Annotated in this window: 16 protein-coding genes; 3 read left to right on the top strand and 13 right to left on the bottom strand. The window is 64.9% G+C overall.

Annotation, left to right across the window (positions count from 1 at the left end):
• Positions 1-145 precede the first annotated feature (145 nt).
• Positions 146-559, top strand: coding sequence for a DUF302 domain-containing protein (locus tag MCHLDSM_RS12020; RefSeq protein ID WP_011767892.1), 414 nt, complete (start codon positions 146-148; stop codon positions 557-559).
• 51 nt (positions 560-610) lie between these two features.
• Here the strand turns inward: MCHLDSM_RS12020 and MCHLDSM_RS12015 are convergent, their stop codons facing one another.
• The 9 genes from MCHLDSM_RS12015 to MCHLDSM_RS11975 all read right to left on the bottom strand — a co-directional run bounded on the left by MCHLDSM_RS12015 (position 611) and on the right by MCHLDSM_RS11975 (position 10730).
• The gene (locus tag MCHLDSM_RS12015) at positions 611-2998 is read right to left on the bottom strand and encodes a heavy metal translocating P-type ATPase (protein ID WP_011767891.1); all 2388 of its coding nucleotides are present in this window, start codon (positions 2996-2998) and stop codon (positions 611-613) included.
• Between the two features lie 781 nt (positions 2999-3779).
• Positions 3780-4280: a hypothetical protein gene (locus tag MCHLDSM_RS12010; protein WP_011767890.1), complete on the bottom strand. Its 501-nt coding sequence runs from the start codon at positions 4278-4280 to the stop codon at positions 3780-3782.
• Between the two features lie 77 nt (positions 4281-4357).
• On the bottom strand, positions 4358-4699 hold the full coding sequence (locus tag MCHLDSM_RS12005; RefSeq protein ID WP_011767889.1) for a DUF3703 domain-containing protein: 342 nt from the start codon (positions 4697-4699) through the stop codon (positions 4358-4360).
• A 33-nt stretch (positions 4700-4732) separates the two neighbouring features.
• Positions 4733-6865, bottom strand: coding sequence for a heavy metal translocating P-type ATPase (locus MCHLDSM_RS12000; protein ID WP_011767888.1), 2133 nt, complete (start codon positions 6863-6865; stop codon positions 4733-4735).
• Positions 6858-7241: an ArsR/SmtB family transcription factor gene (locus MCHLDSM_RS11995; protein ID WP_011767887.1), complete on the bottom strand. Its 384-nt coding sequence runs from the start codon at positions 7239-7241 to the stop codon at positions 6858-6860. The genes MCHLDSM_RS12000 and MCHLDSM_RS11995 overlap by 8 nt, the downstream gene beginning before the upstream one ends.
• Positions 7242-7396: 155 nt before the next feature.
• Positions 7397-8365: a sterol desaturase family protein gene (locus tag MCHLDSM_RS11990; RefSeq protein ID WP_011767886.1), complete on the bottom strand. Its 969-nt coding sequence runs from the start codon at positions 8363-8365 to the stop codon at positions 7397-7399.
• 47 nt (positions 8366-8412) lie between these two features.
• Positions 8413-9195, bottom strand: a complete 783-nt coding sequence (locus MCHLDSM_RS11985; protein ID WP_011767885.1) for a helix-turn-helix domain-containing protein — start codon at positions 9193-9195, stop codon at positions 8413-8415.
• 190 nt (positions 9196-9385) lie between these two features.
• Entirely contained in the window at positions 9386-9982 is a 597-nt protein-coding gene (locus MCHLDSM_RS11980) for a methyltransferase family protein (RefSeq protein ID WP_011767884.1), read from the bottom strand.
• Between the two features lie 46 nt (positions 9983-10028).
• Positions 10029-10730: an adenylate cyclase gene (locus MCHLDSM_RS11975; protein ID WP_233211213.1), complete on the bottom strand. Its 702-nt coding sequence runs from the start codon at positions 10728-10730 to the stop codon at positions 10029-10031.
• A 513-nt stretch (positions 10731-11243) separates the two neighbouring features.
• Between MCHLDSM_RS11975 and ripB the strand changes: the two genes are divergently transcribed.
• On the top strand, positions 11244-12014 hold the full coding sequence (gene ripB, locus MCHLDSM_RS35970; protein ID WP_011767882.1) for an NlpC/P60 family peptidoglycan endopeptidase RipB: 771 nt from the start codon (positions 11244-11246) through the stop codon (positions 12012-12014).
• Positions 12015-12424: 410 nt separating this feature from the next.
• Here the strand turns inward: ripB and MCHLDSM_RS11970 are convergent, their stop codons facing one another.
• The gene (locus tag MCHLDSM_RS11970; RefSeq protein WP_011767881.1) at positions 12425-13186 is read right to left on the bottom strand and encodes a serine hydrolase; all 762 of its coding nucleotides are present in this window, start codon (positions 13184-13186) and stop codon (positions 12425-12427) included.
• Between the two features lie 433 nt (positions 13187-13619).
• Between MCHLDSM_RS11970 and MCHLDSM_RS11965 the strand changes: the two genes are divergently transcribed.
• Entirely contained in the window at positions 13620-14279 is a 660-nt protein-coding gene (locus tag MCHLDSM_RS11965) for a DsbA family protein (RefSeq protein ID WP_011767880.1), read from the top strand.
• Between the two features lie 70 nt (positions 14280-14349).
• Here the strand turns inward: MCHLDSM_RS11965 and MCHLDSM_RS11960 are convergent, their stop codons facing one another.
• From MCHLDSM_RS11960 to MCHLDSM_RS39245, 3 genes are all read right to left on the bottom strand, one after another.
• Complete coding sequence (locus MCHLDSM_RS11960) at positions 14350-14943, bottom strand: DUF305 domain-containing protein (protein WP_011767879.1); 594 nt, start codon at positions 14941-14943, stop codon at positions 14350-14352.
• A complete protein-coding gene (locus MCHLDSM_RS39250; RefSeq protein ID WP_327083152.1) occupies positions 14940-15575 on the bottom strand; it encodes a cytochrome c oxidase assembly protein in 636 nt (211 codons plus the stop codon). Before MCHLDSM_RS39250 ends, MCHLDSM_RS11960 begins: the two co-directional genes overlap by 4 nt.
• Positions 15576-15604: 29 nt before the next feature.
• Positions 15605-15877: cytochrome c oxidase assembly protein (locus MCHLDSM_RS39245; protein ID WP_234713959.1), on the bottom strand; the 273-nt coding region annotated here is incomplete at its 3' end.
• Between the last annotated feature and the right edge of the window lie 90 nt (positions 15878-15967).

Here is a 15967-nt window from a genome sequence, read left to right as displayed (position 1 = left end):
CTGTCTTCGAGCATTCGCGGCGCCGGTATGGCCCGACTAGTCGTTCTATGAAGATTCGATAAAGAACGGCAACCGCCCTTGGCGTCGGGAGGTCCGCGGCGCAGCCTTGGCTGTGTTCGCCCCACAGGACCATTGAGAGGACCGCATGACCATCGCACTGTCGACAGCGCTGCACACGTCGTTCGCCGACGCCGTTGCGCGCACCCGAGCCGCCCTGACAGAGCAGGGTTTTGGCGTCCTGACCGAGATCGATATGAAGGCGACTCTCAAGGCGAAGCTGGGCGAGGACGTGGAGGAGTACCTCATTCTGGGTGCCTGCAACCCACCATTGGCTCACCGGGCAGTGAATGTGGACCGTCAAATCGGCCTGCTGCTGCCCTGCAACGTCGTTGTCCGAGCCGACCGTGCAGACGACACCTCTGTCATCGTCGAGGCGATGAACCCGCAGATACTGGTGGAGGTGACCGGCGAGCCGGCTTTGCGTGACATCGCCGACGAAGTGACGCGAAAGATGCAGGCCGCCATCGACTCACTGCAGACCGCGGCCACACCCGCCTAGTCCCTCACACCCCTGACAGCACCGGACAGAACAGCGACGGCACGCGGAGCGTCACGACGTGGCGCCCGCCTCTGCTGACGCCGGTACGGGAAGCTTCAATCTCTTCAGCATCAACGCATTGACGGCCACGATGAAGCTGGAACCTGACATGGAGAGGGCAGCGATCTCGGGCCGCAGCACCAAGCCGAGCGAAGGTACGAACACCCCAGCCGCGATGGGCAATGCGATCACGTTGTAGCCGACCGCCCAACCAAGGTTCTGCCGCATCTTTCGTAGCGTGCCCCGGCCGATCCGCAGCGCGATCGCGACATCGAGCGGGTCTGATCGCATCAACACCAGATCTGCGGTTTCGATGGCGACGTCGGTGCCTGCACCGATAGCCACGCCGAGATCAGCTTGGGCCAGCGCCGGTGCGTCGTTGACGCCGTCACCGACCATGGCGACCTTCTTGCCCTGTCGTTGCAGCTCAGCGATCTTGGCTGCCTTGTCACCGGGCAGCACCTCGGCGATCACCGTGTCGATTCCCAGTTGCGCGGCGATGCGATCGGCGGTGGCCTGGTTGTCGCCACTGAGCATGACCACCTCGACACCGAGGTCGTGCAGCGCGGACACCGCTTCGGCAGACGTCTCGCGCACGGCGTCTGCCAAGGCGATGACACCGACTCCCCGGCCGTCGACGCTTACCAAGACCGCCGTGCGTCCGCTGGCGGCGAGTTCGTCGCGGCGTTGCATCAACACGCCGAACTCGACGTCCTCCTCGACCATCAGCTTGCGATTGCCGACGGCAACGCGGCGCCCATCTACCGTCGCGACAGCTCCGTGACCGGGCACGTTACGGAAACCAGTCAGTGACGCCGAAGCGATCCCGTGCGCGGCCGCGTAACGCACGATCGCCCCCGCCAGCGGATGCTCGGACTCAGTTTCGACCGCAGCCACCATGGCGAGTACTTGATCCTCTGGAATGCCGTCGACGACGACGTCGGTCACTTCAGGCTCGCCCTTGGTCAACGTGCCGGTCTTGTCCATGACGACGGTATCGATGCGCGCCGACGTCTCCAGCGCGGTCGCATTCTTGAACAACACTCCCCGCTTGGCGCCCAACCCGGTGCCCACCATGATCGCGGTCGGAGTCGCGAGTCCCAGCGCATCGGGACAGGTGATGACCACGACGGTGATGGCGAACAGCAACGCGGTCTGGACACCGGCGCCGACCGCCCACCACACTAGGAAGGTGGCAGTGCCGCCGATCAGCGCCACCAGAACCAGCCAGAACGCTGCCCGGTCGGCGAACCGCTGCCCTGGGGCTTTGGAGTTCTGCGCTTCCTGAACCATCGCGACGATCTGAGCCAAGACCGTGTCGGAGCCGACCTTCGTAGCCAGGACCCGCAACGTGCCGGTGGTGTTGATCGAGGCGCCAATCACCTTCGAGTCCGGCGCCTTTGACACCGGCAGGCTTTCCCCGGTGACCATCGACTCGTCGACGTCTGACGTTCCCTCGGCCACCGTGCCGTCGACGGGAATCTTGGCACCTGGGCGGATGAGCAGGAGGTCACCCACTGCCACCTCGGCGGTGGGAGTTTCCACCGGCTCACCGTCGCGCAGCACAACTGCCACCGGGGGCGCCAGCTCGAGCAGGGTGCGAATTGCATCGTTCGCGCCACCGCGAGCTCGCATCTCGAACCAGTGGCCCAACAGGACGAACGCCGTCAGCACCGAGGCGGCCTCATAGAACACCTCACCGCCGCCGGTCAGCGTCACCCCGAGGCTGTAGAGCCAGCCTGCGCCGACCGCCACGGCAACGAGCACCATCATGTCCAAGGTGCGGGCCCGTAGCGCTCGCCAGGCACCGTCGAAGAAGATCCACGCCGAGTAGAAGACGACCGGCAGGCTCAGCAACAGGGTGAACACGTCATCGCGGAGCCCGAACGGCGCAGGCACGGTGAACCCGAACATGTCGCGGCCCATCGGCGACCACAGCATGATCGGGATCGACAACGCGAGCGCTACTAGGAATCGGTTGCGCATATCGCGGACCATGTGATCCATCGACATGCCGGCGTGTCCGCCGCCGTGACCCATCGCTTCTTGCGGAGTTCGTGCCGGCGCGGCCTCATGCGCATGCACCTCCCCGGCTGTCGGCGACGGAGCCGACGTTGGCTGCTCGTCCAGGGTGGCCGATGGGTGGTGATGGGGCTCGGACGGATCGCAGACGTGGTCCGGCACCGACCGCCCCGCGCAGTGGAAGCCGCAGTCACGTATCCACCCGGCCAGGTCAGCGACCGAGGTCGTCGTCGGGTCGTAAACAACTGTCGCCGTTTGATTTACCGCATTGGCTTCGACCGACGTCACGCCCGGACGTCTAAGCAGAGTGGCCTCCACCACCGCCGTCGAACTTGCCCAGTTCAATCCGTGTACGTCGAGAATCGTCGACTTCGTCATAGCGTCTCTCGTTCAGTGTTACCGGAGCGGCTCCGATGTCCTGCGACCTGCGCTGTCCTCGCCATCCCCATCCCGCATCCGTCAGGCTAGTCATCTCAATCACTCACCCTTCCGGTGATCGATAAGCCTGCAGTGCTGGTTCGACAAAGATTCGATGAAGATTGCGCGCAACACGCAACGAAAATTTCCTGTGGCCGAGACGAAAGCCAGCATGACGGCCCACATGGCCGCGCGGGCTAGGAGACTCAGGTGCGCTCGGCGACGTTCAGATGTGCTGCCCGCCGTGCTTCACCACTACAGCGAAACTCGCCCCCAGCCGGAGGATGTCCCAAAGTAGCCAGCATCGCCGCCGGTGCCTGCGGTGTCGCCTCTCTGTCATGAGCCCCCACGCCATCGAGACTACGCGCGCTGCCAGCCGCCGCAGCGTCGGGAAAGTTCGTAAACAACGTGTTGCGACACCGCCCGCTACGGCCACGTACCGCCGCCCAGCCTGCCCCCAGCCGACACACCAGCCACGCCCCTCCAGGTGAGGGCCAGACTCACCACGGCGTGGGCTGGTCGCCAAGCAGCGCTGCCTGCACCGCGGCGGATCCCAGCCGTGCCGCACCGCGTCGCGTTATGGCACCGATCGTTCGCGCCGCACGCCGCGACTATCGAAGCGCCGCAACGCATAGCGGCCACCGGGGCGCATCCGCTCCTTCTGTCGCTCTGGCGGCCGACCTTATCTGGGATGACGCCAGCCTCGGCATGTCGCTTTCGGGGTTGTCAAGACGCCCGTCCCTCAGCCGCGAACAAGTCGCCACATGCCCCACCATGCGACGGGAGCAAGAGCGAGGACTGTCCACATTCCAGGGACGTAGGCAGTGATTCCGCTGGGGTTCAGCCAGGGAAAGACGGCGAAGTGAGCGAGTTCAGTCAGACCCATGGAGGCGAAGAATGTCCAGGCCAGGTAACGACCTAGGGGGTGGTTGCGGCGCATCAGGATGGGTGTCAGCAGCCAAGCGCCAACCGACACCGCGACGAGCAGCAGGACTGGCAGGGATGTCGCGGAGGGTTTGGAGGTTCCGGTAACCGTCGCCAGAAACGCGAAGAACTCCATCTGCTTTTCTTCGACGCGGTGAAGTAGGAAGAGGCTCAACGCAATCCAGAATGGCATTCGGACATCTGCCCAGAGCCCGCCGGCGGGGAAGAACAGCCACAGCAGGAGGCCGCCGGCAAATCCGGCGGTGAAGATCGTCATTGTCAGTAGGTCGAAGGCCCACCATCCCAGGCCCAGCGTCACAGCGGTGATCCCCGTTGCGGCCGCGACAGCCCAGCGGGGTCGTTCCGGCAGGCGTTTGGTAAGCGGCGCCGTCGGTTTCATCTGTTGGTGAGGGCGGCGAGGTCGTCGGGAATGGGCATGGGTGTCATGAGGCCGGCCGTCACGCGGCCGGTGTTGCCGACGGGATAGCGGCCGGTCAGTGAGCCAGGGGCGGCGACCATCAGGCGTAGGACCTGGCCGATGGCTTCGCGGCGGTCGTGCTGGCCTAGCGCCAACCTCAGCATCGCGGCGTGGCTGCAGGTGTGTAGCCACGGATCCGGTTGCGAGACAATGTGTGCGCGCTCCAGATGTCGCCACCTGGCCGCGGGGCTGGTCGCATATTTCGCAGCGGTCATCTCACCTCGATAGACCCGCCGGGCACGCTCGCCAATTCGTGGCATCGAGTCGACTCCTGTCGTGCGGAAAGTGGTGGGCTATCGGTGGTTGGCCCTTATGGATGCGGTCGGGTCGTCGGCCAGTGGAGGTCCGGCGGGAGCGCAGCAGTCACATCCGTGGTCGTTTGGTGCAACATCTGCCGCGACCAATGGGGAGTTGAGTTTGGTGGCTGAGGGCGGCGTCGACCGTTGGGGACCACAGCAGGGGTCGTCGAGGGTGGGTGCCGGGCCGATGTCGATGGCATGAGTCGTTGATCGTGGCGACGACGTTGTCACGCCAGGGAGGGCGGCGATGCGCGCGGCGCGGATGGCGTTGAGGATGACCAGTACTTCGGCGGTTTCGTGGATCAGGACCACGGTGGCCAAGCCCAGGACACCGAATGCGGCTAGCGGTATCAGGACGGCGATGATGGCCAGCGAGAATGCGATGTTCTGCACCATGATTCCCCGGGCACGCCGCGAGTGGGCCAGTACCTGGGGTAGGTGGCGAAGGTCTTCACCCATCAGGGCGACGTCGGCGGTTTCGATGGCGACGTCGGTGCCCATGGCGCCCATGGCGATGCCGATGTCGGCGGTGGCCAGCGCGGGGGCGTCGTTGATGCCGTCGCCGACCATGGCGATGGGGCGGCCTTGTGCAATGGTTCGCAGTAGAGCTGCTTTGTCCTCGGGAAGCAGCTCGGAGTGCACGTTCGTGATGCCGGCCTCGGCGGCCACTGCTTCGGCGGTGCGGGCGTTGTCACCGGTGAGCATCGCCACCGTGAGGCCCAGGCGTGTAAGCAGCCGCACGGTGTCGGCGGCTTCGGGGCGAAGTTCATCGCGCACCGCGATGGCGGCGACCGGCTGTTCGTCTCGGGCCAGCACCACCACGGTCGCGCCGGCTGCCTGCAACCGCTCGATGTCGTCGGCGAGTGGTCCAGGCGTTACCCAGGAGGGCTTACCGAGGCGCAGCCGGTAGCCGTCGAGCTCACCATGCAGACCATGGCCGGGCACTGCGGTCACGTCGCTGGCGATCGGCGGATCACCGGCGGCAGTCAGAATCGCTTGTGCGAGTGGGTGTTCACTGCGTGTCTCCAACGCAGCTGCCCACCTCAAGGCATCATCGTCGCTGAAGTCGTCGGTGGTGATGACGTCGATGACGCGGGGCTGGTTGCGCGTGAGGGTGCCGGTCTTGTCCAGGGCGACGACCTTGATGCGGCCGAGTTCTTCGACTGCGGCGCCGCCCTTGATCAGGGCGCCATGGCGGCTGGCGGCCCCGATGGCCGCGACCACGGTCAGCGGGACGGCGATCGCCAGCGCGCACGGTGAGGCAGCCACCAGCACCACCAGCGCCCGCTCCAGCCACAGCATCGGGTCACCGAACACCGCGCCAACCGCGGCGATGGCCGCGGCCAACGCCATGATCGCCGGCACCAGCGGACGGGCGATCCTGTCGGCCAGTCGTTGACCGGCGCCTTTACGTTCTTGGGCTTCTTCGACGATGTGCACGATGCGCGCTAATGAGCTGTCGGCGGCCAGGGCGGTGACTTCCACCTCGATCGCTCCACCGCCGTTGATGGCACCGGCGAACACGTCGCTGCCGGGGCCGGCTTCGACGGGCAGCGACTCGCCCGTGATCGCCGACAGATCCAGGCTCGTCTGACCGGACCGAATGGTGCCATCAGTGGCGGCCCGTTCACCAGGCCGGATCACCATGACGTCACCGACGACGAGTTCGCCGGGGGCCACGGTTGTTTCGGTGCCGTGCCGTAGCACCGAGGCTTTCGGCGGCACAAGAGACAACAGGGAGCGAAGCCCGCGGCGGGTGCGGCTGACGGCGTAGTGCTCCAGCCCTTCGGCGATTGAGAACAGGATGCCGAGCAGTGCTGCCTCGGCGAATTGGCCCAGAGCGACTGCGCCGATCGCGGCGATCGTCATCAACGTGCCAACCCCGATGCGACCGTGTCGCAGGTTACGGGCCGCATCCGGCACGAACGTGATGGCGCCGGCGGCTACAGCCGCCAGCTCGACGGCTTCTACGACACCCTCATAGCCGCCGAACCGCCCCACGATCCAGCCCACGCTCAACAGGACCGCCGCGAGCACCGCGAACTGCAACTCTCTTACTTGCCAAAGCTTCTCGGGACCTGCGTCGAGTTCGGCGTCGTCGCGCGGCCCGCAGCACGCATCAGACACAATCGGATTCCTTCCCCGTAAGCGCGACCGCACTGGCGAGCACCGAGTCGGTCAGCTGGCGGCCACGCTCGGTCAGCTGGTACATCACCAACTTGCCCTGACGCCGCGAGGACACCAGCGACGCGTTCTTGAGTTGGCGCAGGTGGTGTGAGACCAAGCCCTGCGGCAGTCCGACCACCCAGGCCATGTCGCAAACGCACAGCTCGTCACCGGCGGCGAGTGCGGCCGCAATGGACAACCGGGTCGCATCGCTCAGGCCGCGCGCCGCCGCGGCGGCGGCTTGAATGGTGGCGGGGTCTGGAACCGTGGCCCGGATGGACTCCGCGCGCGGCAGGTCCAAACAGAGGAGATCGCAAGTGTCCACCGGCTCCGTCATATCCACATACTAAAGTACGTTGATATGTCCGTGGAAGGGCTTGCGCAATCCTGATCAACACGGGGCCGAGTCGGAGAATCTGCAGTGCCACCGCACGTCGCCGGGGCGCTGCCAGCGAGGCAGCCTTCTTCTTGTCGCCGCACGCGATGAGCCGGTCAGCAGCGATTCTTCGAGGCCGGGTCGGGGGTCGACGTCTGAGTGGCGCCGTTCGGCGTCGTGGTGGCCTCCGACGCACACCCGCCGCGTCCAGTGAATGGGTAGATCATTTGGCGCAGATAGCTGTTGGGGTAATCAGGCTTGGCAGCCATACCCAGCTGGGTGGAATCGAATCGTCGGGCGGGGTCATAGGAGAAGGTCCGCATGAGGTGATCCCACACCAGGGTGAACAGCCCGAAGTTGACGTCACCGATGCCGGCCCATTTGAGGTGGTGGAATCGGTGGCCTTCGTTGAGGGCCAGGACGTACTTGGCGGGGCCGATGCGGTACTCGGCGTTGGAGTGTTGCAGCAGCAGTTGAATCGCGACGGCCAGGGCGAGGGCTGATGCGACATCGACGGGCAGCCCGATCAGGATCAGGGGAACGACGCCGGCGGTCATCTCCACGGTTTGGTGCAGCGGGTGTTTCATCAGGCCGTTGAGGCCGTAGAAGCGGGTGACGCTGTGGTGCACCGCGTGGAAGCGCCACAGCACGCCGACCTTGTGGCTGGCCAGATGTACCACGGTAATGCCAAAGTCGGCGACCAGGATCGCGGTAAGAACCTGCGCGACGAATGGCCAACTGTGTGGCCACAACCGGGGCGCGGGGACGATGGCCGCGAGCAGCGGGATCGCGGCGACGCTGGCCAGAATGAGGGTCTCGTTGACCGCCACGTGGATGCGGTCCCGTGTGCCATCGGCTCGATCGTGGTTCCACTCCGGGTCATACGGAATGATCCGCTCCACCAGGAACCCCGTGGCGATCGCAACCGCCAGAATCGCGACCAGCCAAAATTTTGGGGCGCCCGCGGCGGCCACGGCGATGCCCGCGCCGTTGAGGCCGATCAGCATGAACGGCACGTAGCCGTAGCGGGCCACTGCCTGGAGCGCGGTGGTGGACGTCGAAGCCGTAGGGGAAGTTGTACTCATGCCTTGATCGTCGCGGTAGCCGCCGGGCCAGGGCTTGAATGATTCGGCTAGCTGCTGGGGTCGAGGTCCCAGGACACGTGCCGACTCAGCACCGAGGGCGGCAGACCGAACATCTCGCGGGTGGTGCGAGTGAGGTGGGCACTGTCAGCGAAGCCTGCACCGTGCGCGGCGCCAGTCAGGTCGTCCCCGCCTTGGACCAGGGTGATCGCAACCCTCAGCCGTGACCACAACACGTAGCGCCACAGCGGGATTCCGACCTGCGCGGTGAACAGGTGAGTGAAGCGGCTCGCCGAAAGGCCCACCCGTGCCGCGAGTTCGGCCCCCCTCACGGGGCCGGCTGCTACAAGAGCTGGCAGCAACCGCAATGCATGATCGACCGAGGAGTGTCGCGCCGGCACATCGTGTTCGAACGTGACGGGTGATAGGTCTGCCACCAGTTCGGCGACCACTGTGGCAAGCGGTCGGCGCGCAGTAGAGGCGAGCGCCGAGCTGATGGCCCATCCGGAGTCGATCGCGCGTAGGTGCGCAGCTCGTCCCGGCGCTGATTCGGGCTCCAGGAACACCACCGTGCCGTCCTGGGCGCCGGCCCGGATTCGATGGGCCGCGTCGGCAGGCACTACCACTTTCGTGCCCGTGTGTGACGCCCCCTGCTCATCGGTGACCGTCAATGGCGTAGCCGCCGTGATGATTTGCACGGCGTGGTGAGCGTGGGTATCGGTGGCGCCGATGGATCCGGCGAACGCCAGCACTCCGGGCCGGAGGAGCGCCGCACCGCCCCATCGCGGTTGGGCGTCGTCGTCTGCGGACCTACCCGGGTGCGGGTGGCTCATCGTTCGAGGTTTCCTTGCGTCGGTGTCGTCATGATCGCCGGACGCGACTCCTGAGAAACGGGCTTCGATGGCGTGTCGCTCCACATGGAACGGGTCACCGTTGTGTGCCGTCGCTCACGACGACAACCGCGCAGCGATGTGGCTTTCACGGGCACAGGCGCCATCAAGCCGACGGTCCCCCGGCCGGTGATCATCCGATGCGCGGAACGAAGCGTCCTACGCGGCTGACGTAATCGCGGTAGCGCTCGCTGTGCGTGCGATGCAGATACGGTTCCTCCACGAAGCGGACCTGCAACTCGATCGACGTCAGCAACAGGACGAAGCCAATGAGCGCCAATGGATTTGGTGCCATCAGCGCTACGCCGGCGCCGAATACCAGCATGGCGGTGAAGATGGGGTTGCGCACCCACCCAAACATCCCACCCTCGACGAGTCGGGTGGTTTCGCCGGCGTCGACGCCGATGCGCCACGAGTCACCCATCGACTCTTGCGCCCACAATGTCGCGGCGATACCCACCACCGCCGCCACCGTCCCGAGCGCCGCAAATAAGGGGGCGTCGAGCGTGACGACAGGCGACAGCAGACCGGCTACCTGGAGCATCGGCGCGAGCGCACCCGCCACAATTGCCACCACGAAGCCGGCACCGGCAAGCCACTCTAACGACCCCGGCCGTCCATGGAAGCCACGCATACCCGTGGACCCAGTGCGGCGCCACTGCCGATAGCTACGCCACCCGAACCCCAAAACGATAAACATTCCGTAGAACACCAGTGCCGCCGTTGCCATCCTGGCCCCTCCATTCATTTCGTAACCGTTGTGTGACAAACAGTGACTACTGCGCGACCGAAGACTCGCTTGCAGATCCGGCCCGTGTGTCGAATCGGTCGGCGCAATCCGTCGAGCAGAGACGGTAGGCTCGGCCGTCACGGCTTCGGGTGACAGTGGCGGACGCGGCGGTGACATGTAGCCGGCACACCGGGTCGAAGTGCTGCTGGTGTTCCCCGCCGATGTCCACTGCGAACAGTTCCATCGGGTTGGCCATGTTTCTGACGCTCACCAGCCCGAGTGCTGCGAGGGGAAGGCCGAGATCGGCGGCGGCCGTGGCGACGTCGCGACCGATAACGATCAGCCCAGGTGCGGCGAGTGCGGCCAACCTCGCCGCGGCGTTCACAGTCGTCCCGTAGACGTCGCCGCGCCGTCTCACCACCGTTCCCGCGCTGACCCCTGCACAAAGCATCGGAAAGCCCATGGCAAGCCCCGCTGCAACGCCCAATCGGTGCAGGAAGGCCAGCGCGGCAGGCGCGTCCGCACTGGCGACCATGACGGCATCACCCATCGTCTTGATCAGCTCGTCGCCGGGCCCCAGCGCTACATTGACCATGACTGCGAAGTGGGCGGCGACGTGATCGCCGTGGATCTCGATGAGTGCCGTGTCGCCAGACATGTCGGCGAACAAGATGGCCCCACTGGTGTCGGCATGGTCGAAAGTCGTTTCAGCACTTGCATTGGCCATCATCGTCCTGAGCTGTGTCACCGTCCGCGAACCCGGTAGGCCGGGCCGTGCGGTTCGGCGCAGTGACCGTCGTCAGTGTCGCCGCTTTCGTCATGAGTTCACAATACATAGTTATATGCGCATGTGTCTATGCGTAGGTAATGCGGCGCGGTGGAGGCGAACCATGAAGGCCGGGGATGCCAACCGCTAAGCAACCGCAGTTCTCGACACCGAGCCGACATGGCTCCCGGCCCAACGCCGCTGACACCTGTTGCTGCGCAGTCCATTCGGCGCTCTTCCCTTCAACCCCGGCAACCTTCCCGCACGCATTCTTCCCCGGCCGTAGAAACGGTCTTCGTCCAGCGGTCGCCCCGCCGAAGCGAACCGCGCGGCAAATTCCACCTCTGTAATTATGTGACTGCTGTTACTGACGGGGCTAATGTGAGTTATCTTTCCTACGTAGTAGGTACGTATTTGTGCCGCGCTCACGTTCGCGATTCAGCCCGCTATTGGCGCGTGGGAGTAGCTCGCCGCGCGGCGCACCGAGGAGAAGACATGGAATCACACGCCCGGGGCAAGGGTGAAGCACCTGCCGGCGCTGACCGTTCCGACCCGGCGATCCGCATTGCGAGACTCGCTCGACGGCTCCCCGCAGTTATCGCGACCGTTATCTTGCTTTTGCTCGCATGTGCACCGGTCGCGTCGGCCCAACCTGCTGCCGGTCCCTGGGACCCCCTCCTTCCAAAGCTGCCGAGCGCAGGCGCTCCCGGTGATCCGGTCGCCATCGCGAACGCATCGCTTCAGGCCACGGCTTTGGCGACGCAGACGGCGATGAATATGGGTCGCAACTTCCTCAGCAGCCTGGGAATCGTCAGTCCTGCCGCAGATCCGTCGACGAGCGTGCGCGGAAATCGCGTTAATGGTCCCCAAGCGATCGAGTACGTCATCCGCCGAGCGGGAACACAAATCGGTGTCCCCTACTCCTGGGGTGGGGGAAGCCTCACAGGCCCAACCCGCGGCGTCGACCAGGGAGCGGACACCGTCGGCTTTGACTGTTCAGGCCTTACGCGGTTCGCCTTCGCCGGCGTCGGAGTGCTGCTGCCGCGATGGTCCGGCGACCAGTACGACGCCGGCCGAAAGGTTCCTCCCTCTCAGGCTAAACGCGGCGACCTGTTGTTCTGGGGGCCCGGCGGAAGTCAACACGAAGCGATCTACTTGGGCGGAGGACAGATGATCGAGGCGCAACGAACTGGCGTTCCCATCAAAGTCTCACCAGTGCGCCACGCTGGGATGACACCGTACGTCGTACGGATTATCGAGAGCTGACCGAGATCGCCCAATCAGCAAGCGCGCCAAGCCGTTCACCTTCGCGCGTGACCGCATCACCCGACGAGACGGTAGCCAACGCGGACGGTGCGGAGGTAGCGCAGACGGGTCGAGTCACCATCGAGCTCGCGACGAAGATTGCGACATGCACGCCGAATGCAGGCCGAGGTCCGGAATGCCAAGTCCCCCATGACGCTTCTGAAGTCGCCGGCACGTCGCTGGTTCTCCCAGACTGTCGGGTAGTGCCCGCTCAATTACGAACTCCGTCCGCGTGAGCTGTAACGAATTTCCTCGCTGGTACACCTGTCGGGCCGACAGCATCGACCACTAGGTCGTCGATTTGCCGCCGCCGCGTACCGTCGGCCGGACCGTCCCTCGTCTCGGACATCACCTAGGTCCGCTGGTGGTGACTAAGCTGGGGCAAGCAGGATTTGCGCCAGGCGGGTGGTCGTTTCCACGCCATCGTCGTAGCCGCCTTCCCCGTTGAGCGAGTTCATGATCGCCAACGTGTAGCGCTGTCGAGGGCCGGCGAAACCGACGCTATTGACGACCCAGCCGCCCTGCTCTTGAGACCACCCGTTCTTGTTGCCGGGAGTCATGGCCGCGCCCGCTCCCCAGACTCCCCATTGTTGGTTGGCATCGAGGTGTTGCATCTCCGACACGATGGCCGCGGTTTCGGCCGCAGGCAAGCTCGTGAGGGTGTAGTTCATCAGCCGGTCGAGGTCCTCGCTCGTGGCCTTCTGAAAGCCCCAGTACGGGTGCGTGCTGCTGAACCCAGGCTGCGGTTGCAGGCTAGTGAGTCCGTACGTGGCGAAATTGCGGTTGAACGCCATGTTGTCCGGTCCGCTATAGCGTTCCCAAAGCGTATCCGCAGCGCCGCTGTCCGATGAGTGCATCATGTCGGCCATGAGTTGGCGGTCGGCCGGGGTCAAGGTGATCTGGCCGGCGCGTGCCCTAGTCAACAGATCGACCACCATCGCCAGCTTGATGGTGGATGCGGTCCACATCATCGTGTTGGCCACCTCGTTGCGGTGAGTCTCTCCGGTTGTCCGGTCGCGAAGCACATAGCCCACTACGCCGGGACGGGTGGCGAGGTAGGCGTCTGCCTGCGCGACGCGCTGTCCGATCTCAGCGGCGGCCATGGGCGTCGGCGCGAAGAGCAAGACGGTCATAGCGACAAGTCCGGAGACGACGGCTTTCACGTGCGTAGCTTGTCAGCCCCACGGACATCAGGGCCGACGGCACGCCGGGTAAGCACCGGCTCCTACTATCCGCCTACGTACATGCCCGCGGATGGCAAGTGTGCCGTCACGGGCTAGGTGTCGTGACCTGACAGGTTGTTGACGGCGTGCCTGCTTGAAACAGGGAGGGTGGGGACATCATCAGAAGAGAACTAGAACCGAGAAATGAGACCGGCAGGCCAGAGCCTCGCCGCCCACAGAGCCTCGCACCGCCAACCGAGGGCATAACAGATCTACGGTCTTCCTCCGTATATAGTCGGACACGCGATGCTCAACCGCGGGCACGGTCCGAGTCGGAGCTGCGGTAGACGGCTGCTCCGGCGCATCATAGACGTTCGGTGAAACTCAAGAAGGACGCATTCGAATGGCACCTCTCACACGCATTCTGCTGACCGTCTTCGCGGTCATCACCATGATCATCGGGGTTGGCGTCTATCTCTCGGCACAGGACAAGGACACACCCGGCTCCGCGCAAGCCCAGGGTGGAGACGTCGGTCAGCTGGTCCGGGAAAACAGTCGCCGCCTCACCAACGTGCCAAATAGCGATGTCACCTTCGTCGAGTTCCTCGACTTCGAATGCGAAGCGTGCCGCGCGGCCTTCCCGATGGTCGAACAGCTGCGCGCCGAGTACGGGGACCGCGTCAACTTCGTCATCCGCTACTTCCCCATTCAGTCGCACTTCAATGCAGAGCGGGCGGCGCGTGCGGTCGAGGCGGCCGCTCAGCAGGACAAGTTCGAGCCCATGTACAAGAAGATGTATGAGACGCAAAGTGAGTGGGGCGAACAGCAAACTCCGGCGGACTCCCGATTCCGCGGGTTCGCCGCCGAACTTGGGCTGGACATGGCGGCGTTCGACGCTGCCTACAACGACCCCGCCACACTCGATCGTGTCAATGTCGATGTGGCTGACGGTAAGGCCCTCGGTGTCCAGGGCACACCGACCTTCTTCCTCGACGGAACCGAAGTGGAGTTCAGGAGCTACGACGACTTGAAGACCGCAGTCGAACAGGCCTTGAACGGATAGCCGCGGTGATTGATGGCGGCCCCAGGGCGCAGCGGTTCGACACCTCGGCACGTGGATGGCGCCATCGGCGCTAACATGCCGGCGCCGCCTCGTCGACGGCGATGCCGGGGGTCGACATCGACCGCATCACGTCGATCTCGCGTTGCTGCGAGGAAATGATTCCCTGTGCGAAGTAGGTTGCGTAGCGGCTATGTCCCGCATCGACCTCGGTACGCGCCATCTTGATCGCCCCTGCGTGGTGCGCGATCATCAGTTCCAGATACAGGCGGTTGGCTGCGGCATCACCGGCGTTCTGCAACGCCGTGAGATCCGCGGACGAGACCATGCCGCACTGGTTCGGATGATGCTGCTGCGCGGCGGCCGGGCCCACACCCCACAGCGCCAGCCAGCCCCGCATCATCTCGATCTCGGATGCCTGCCGGCTGCTGATGGACACGGCTTGAGCGGCGACCTGTGGGTCGGCGTCTGACTTCGTCACCACGAGATCGGACATCTCGATGGCCTGAGCATGGTGAGGAATCATCTGCTGGAGAAAGGCGACATCGGCGTCGTTGTGAGTGACGGCGATGTCACGCCGCGATACGGGGGCGGTGTCACTGCACGCGCTCAGCCCCAGGACCAGGGCGATGCAGGCCGTTATGCCGACGGTGCGGTACCTCGTCATGAGCCGAGGCTAGCCGTGGTCGTCATCTGCTCGATCGCAGTCGAGCGGCGGCGCGGCACGATCTGCACCGCGATCACCGCCATCACCGCCACAAGCCCGCCGGCAGCGATGACTTGGCCTCCCAACCGCTGGTCGCTCAGCAAGTCTGCATGCCAGCTCAGTTTCAAGGAGCGGTAGAAGGCGCCACCGAGAACCTCACGCATGTTCATCACCACGACCCCAGCAATGACGAACTGCGACAGCGCGAACAACAGCATCGCGATCCGGCCCCGCTTGGGCATCAACCGTGGCACCGGCTCCACACCGCCAACAGCGGTGAAGAACAGTGCTCCACTGAGCAGGAAGTACCCGATCATCAGCATGTGCGAGGCGTGTTCGCTCACGGCGGCATCGAAGACGACCTTGAGGCAGAGCCCGTAGACGCCCACCACCAGAAGCGTGAGCGCCGTCCACGGATGAGCGATGAAACGCAACAATGATGAATTCAGCGCGCTGACAAGCCATTCGCGGGGACCAGGCACCCCGTTGGGATCGACTGCCTGCAATGCCTTCAGCGCGAGGGTCACCGGTGCGCCCTGCACGAGCAACACCGGCACCACTATCGTGAGCATCAATTGAGCGACGGCGTGCATGCTGAACGTTGCCGCCATGTACATGCCGNCACCGGTGCGCCCTGCACGAGCAACACCGGCACCACTATCGTGAGCATCAATTGAGCGACGGCGTGCATGCTGAACGTTGCCGCCATGTACATGCCGAGTCCTGATGAAGTGGCGAATAGCAAAGCGAGGCAACCGATCAGCCACGACACGGTGCGCCGCGTTGACCACGGGGCGCCGCGGCGAGACAGCCGATACACCGCAACAAGGTAGATACCGGCGATGACGAACGCCGCCGTGCCGAAGATCAGGTCGAATCGCCATTCCACGAACACCCGGGCGATCGTCGGCGGCTCGGCGAGATCGAAGCCGAGCGCAGCCTCAGCCGGAAGCGGTTCGCGCGTCGCGGGCGGCGGTGGCGTGCG

It is taken from the genome of Mycolicibacterium chlorophenolicum (genome assembly GCF_001044235.1).
Lineage (GTDB): Bacteria > Actinomycetota > Actinomycetes > Mycobacteriales > Mycobacteriaceae > Mycobacterium > Mycobacterium chlorophenolicum.
Note: the sequence above shows the minus strand (reverse complement) of the source record. Positions and strands in the feature narration are given on the sequence as shown.

What these genes read in the sequence shown, in the direction of transcription:
- ripB (WP_011767882.1), top strand. Translation starts at nt 11,244, where the DNA reads ATGGAATCACACGCCCGGGGCAAGGGTGAAGCACCTGCCGGCGCTGAC.
- MCHLDSM_RS12005 (WP_011767889.1), bottom strand. Translation starts at nt 4,699, where the DNA reads ATGCCACGAATTGGCGAGCGTGCCCGGCGGGTCTATCGAGGTGAGATG.
- MCHLDSM_RS11990 (WP_011767886.1), bottom strand. Translation starts at nt 8,365, where the DNA reads ATGAGTACAACTTCCCCTACGGCTTCGACGTCCACCACCGCGCTCCAG.
- MCHLDSM_RS11965 (WP_011767880.1), top strand. Translation starts at nt 13,620, where the DNA reads ATGGCACCTCTCACACGCATTCTGCTGACCGTCTTCGCGGTCATCACC.
- MCHLDSM_RS11980 (WP_011767884.1), bottom strand. Translation starts at nt 9,982, where the DNA reads ATGGCAACGGCGGCACTGGTGTTCTACGGAATGTTTATCGTTTTGGGG.
- MCHLDSM_RS11970 (WP_011767881.1), bottom strand. Translation starts at nt 13,186, where the DNA reads ATGACCGTCTTGCTCTTCGCGCCGACGCCCATGGCCGCCGCTGAGATC.
- MCHLDSM_RS12015 (WP_011767891.1), bottom strand. Translation starts at nt 2,998, where the DNA reads ATGACGAAGTCGACGATTCTCGACGTACACGGATTGAACTGGGCAAGT.
- MCHLDSM_RS11985 (WP_011767885.1), bottom strand. Translation starts at nt 9,195, where the DNA reads ATGAGCCACCCGCACCCGGGTAGGTCCGCAGACGACGACGCCCAACCG.
- MCHLDSM_RS11995 (WP_011767887.1), bottom strand. Translation starts at nt 7,241, where the DNA reads ATGACGGAGCCGGTGGACACTTGCGATCTCCTCTGTTTGGACCTGCCG.
- MCHLDSM_RS39250 (WP_327083152.1), bottom strand. Translation starts at nt 15,575, where the DNA reads ATGCACGCCGTCGCTCAATTGATGCTCACGATAGTGGTGCCGGTGTTG.
- MCHLDSM_RS12020 (WP_011767892.1), top strand. Translation starts at nt 146, where the DNA reads ATGACCATCGCACTGTCGACAGCGCTGCACACGTCGTTCGCCGACGCC.
- MCHLDSM_RS11960 (WP_011767879.1), bottom strand. Translation starts at nt 14,943, where the DNA reads ATGACGAGGTACCGCACCGTCGGCATAACGGCCTGCATCGCCCTGGTC.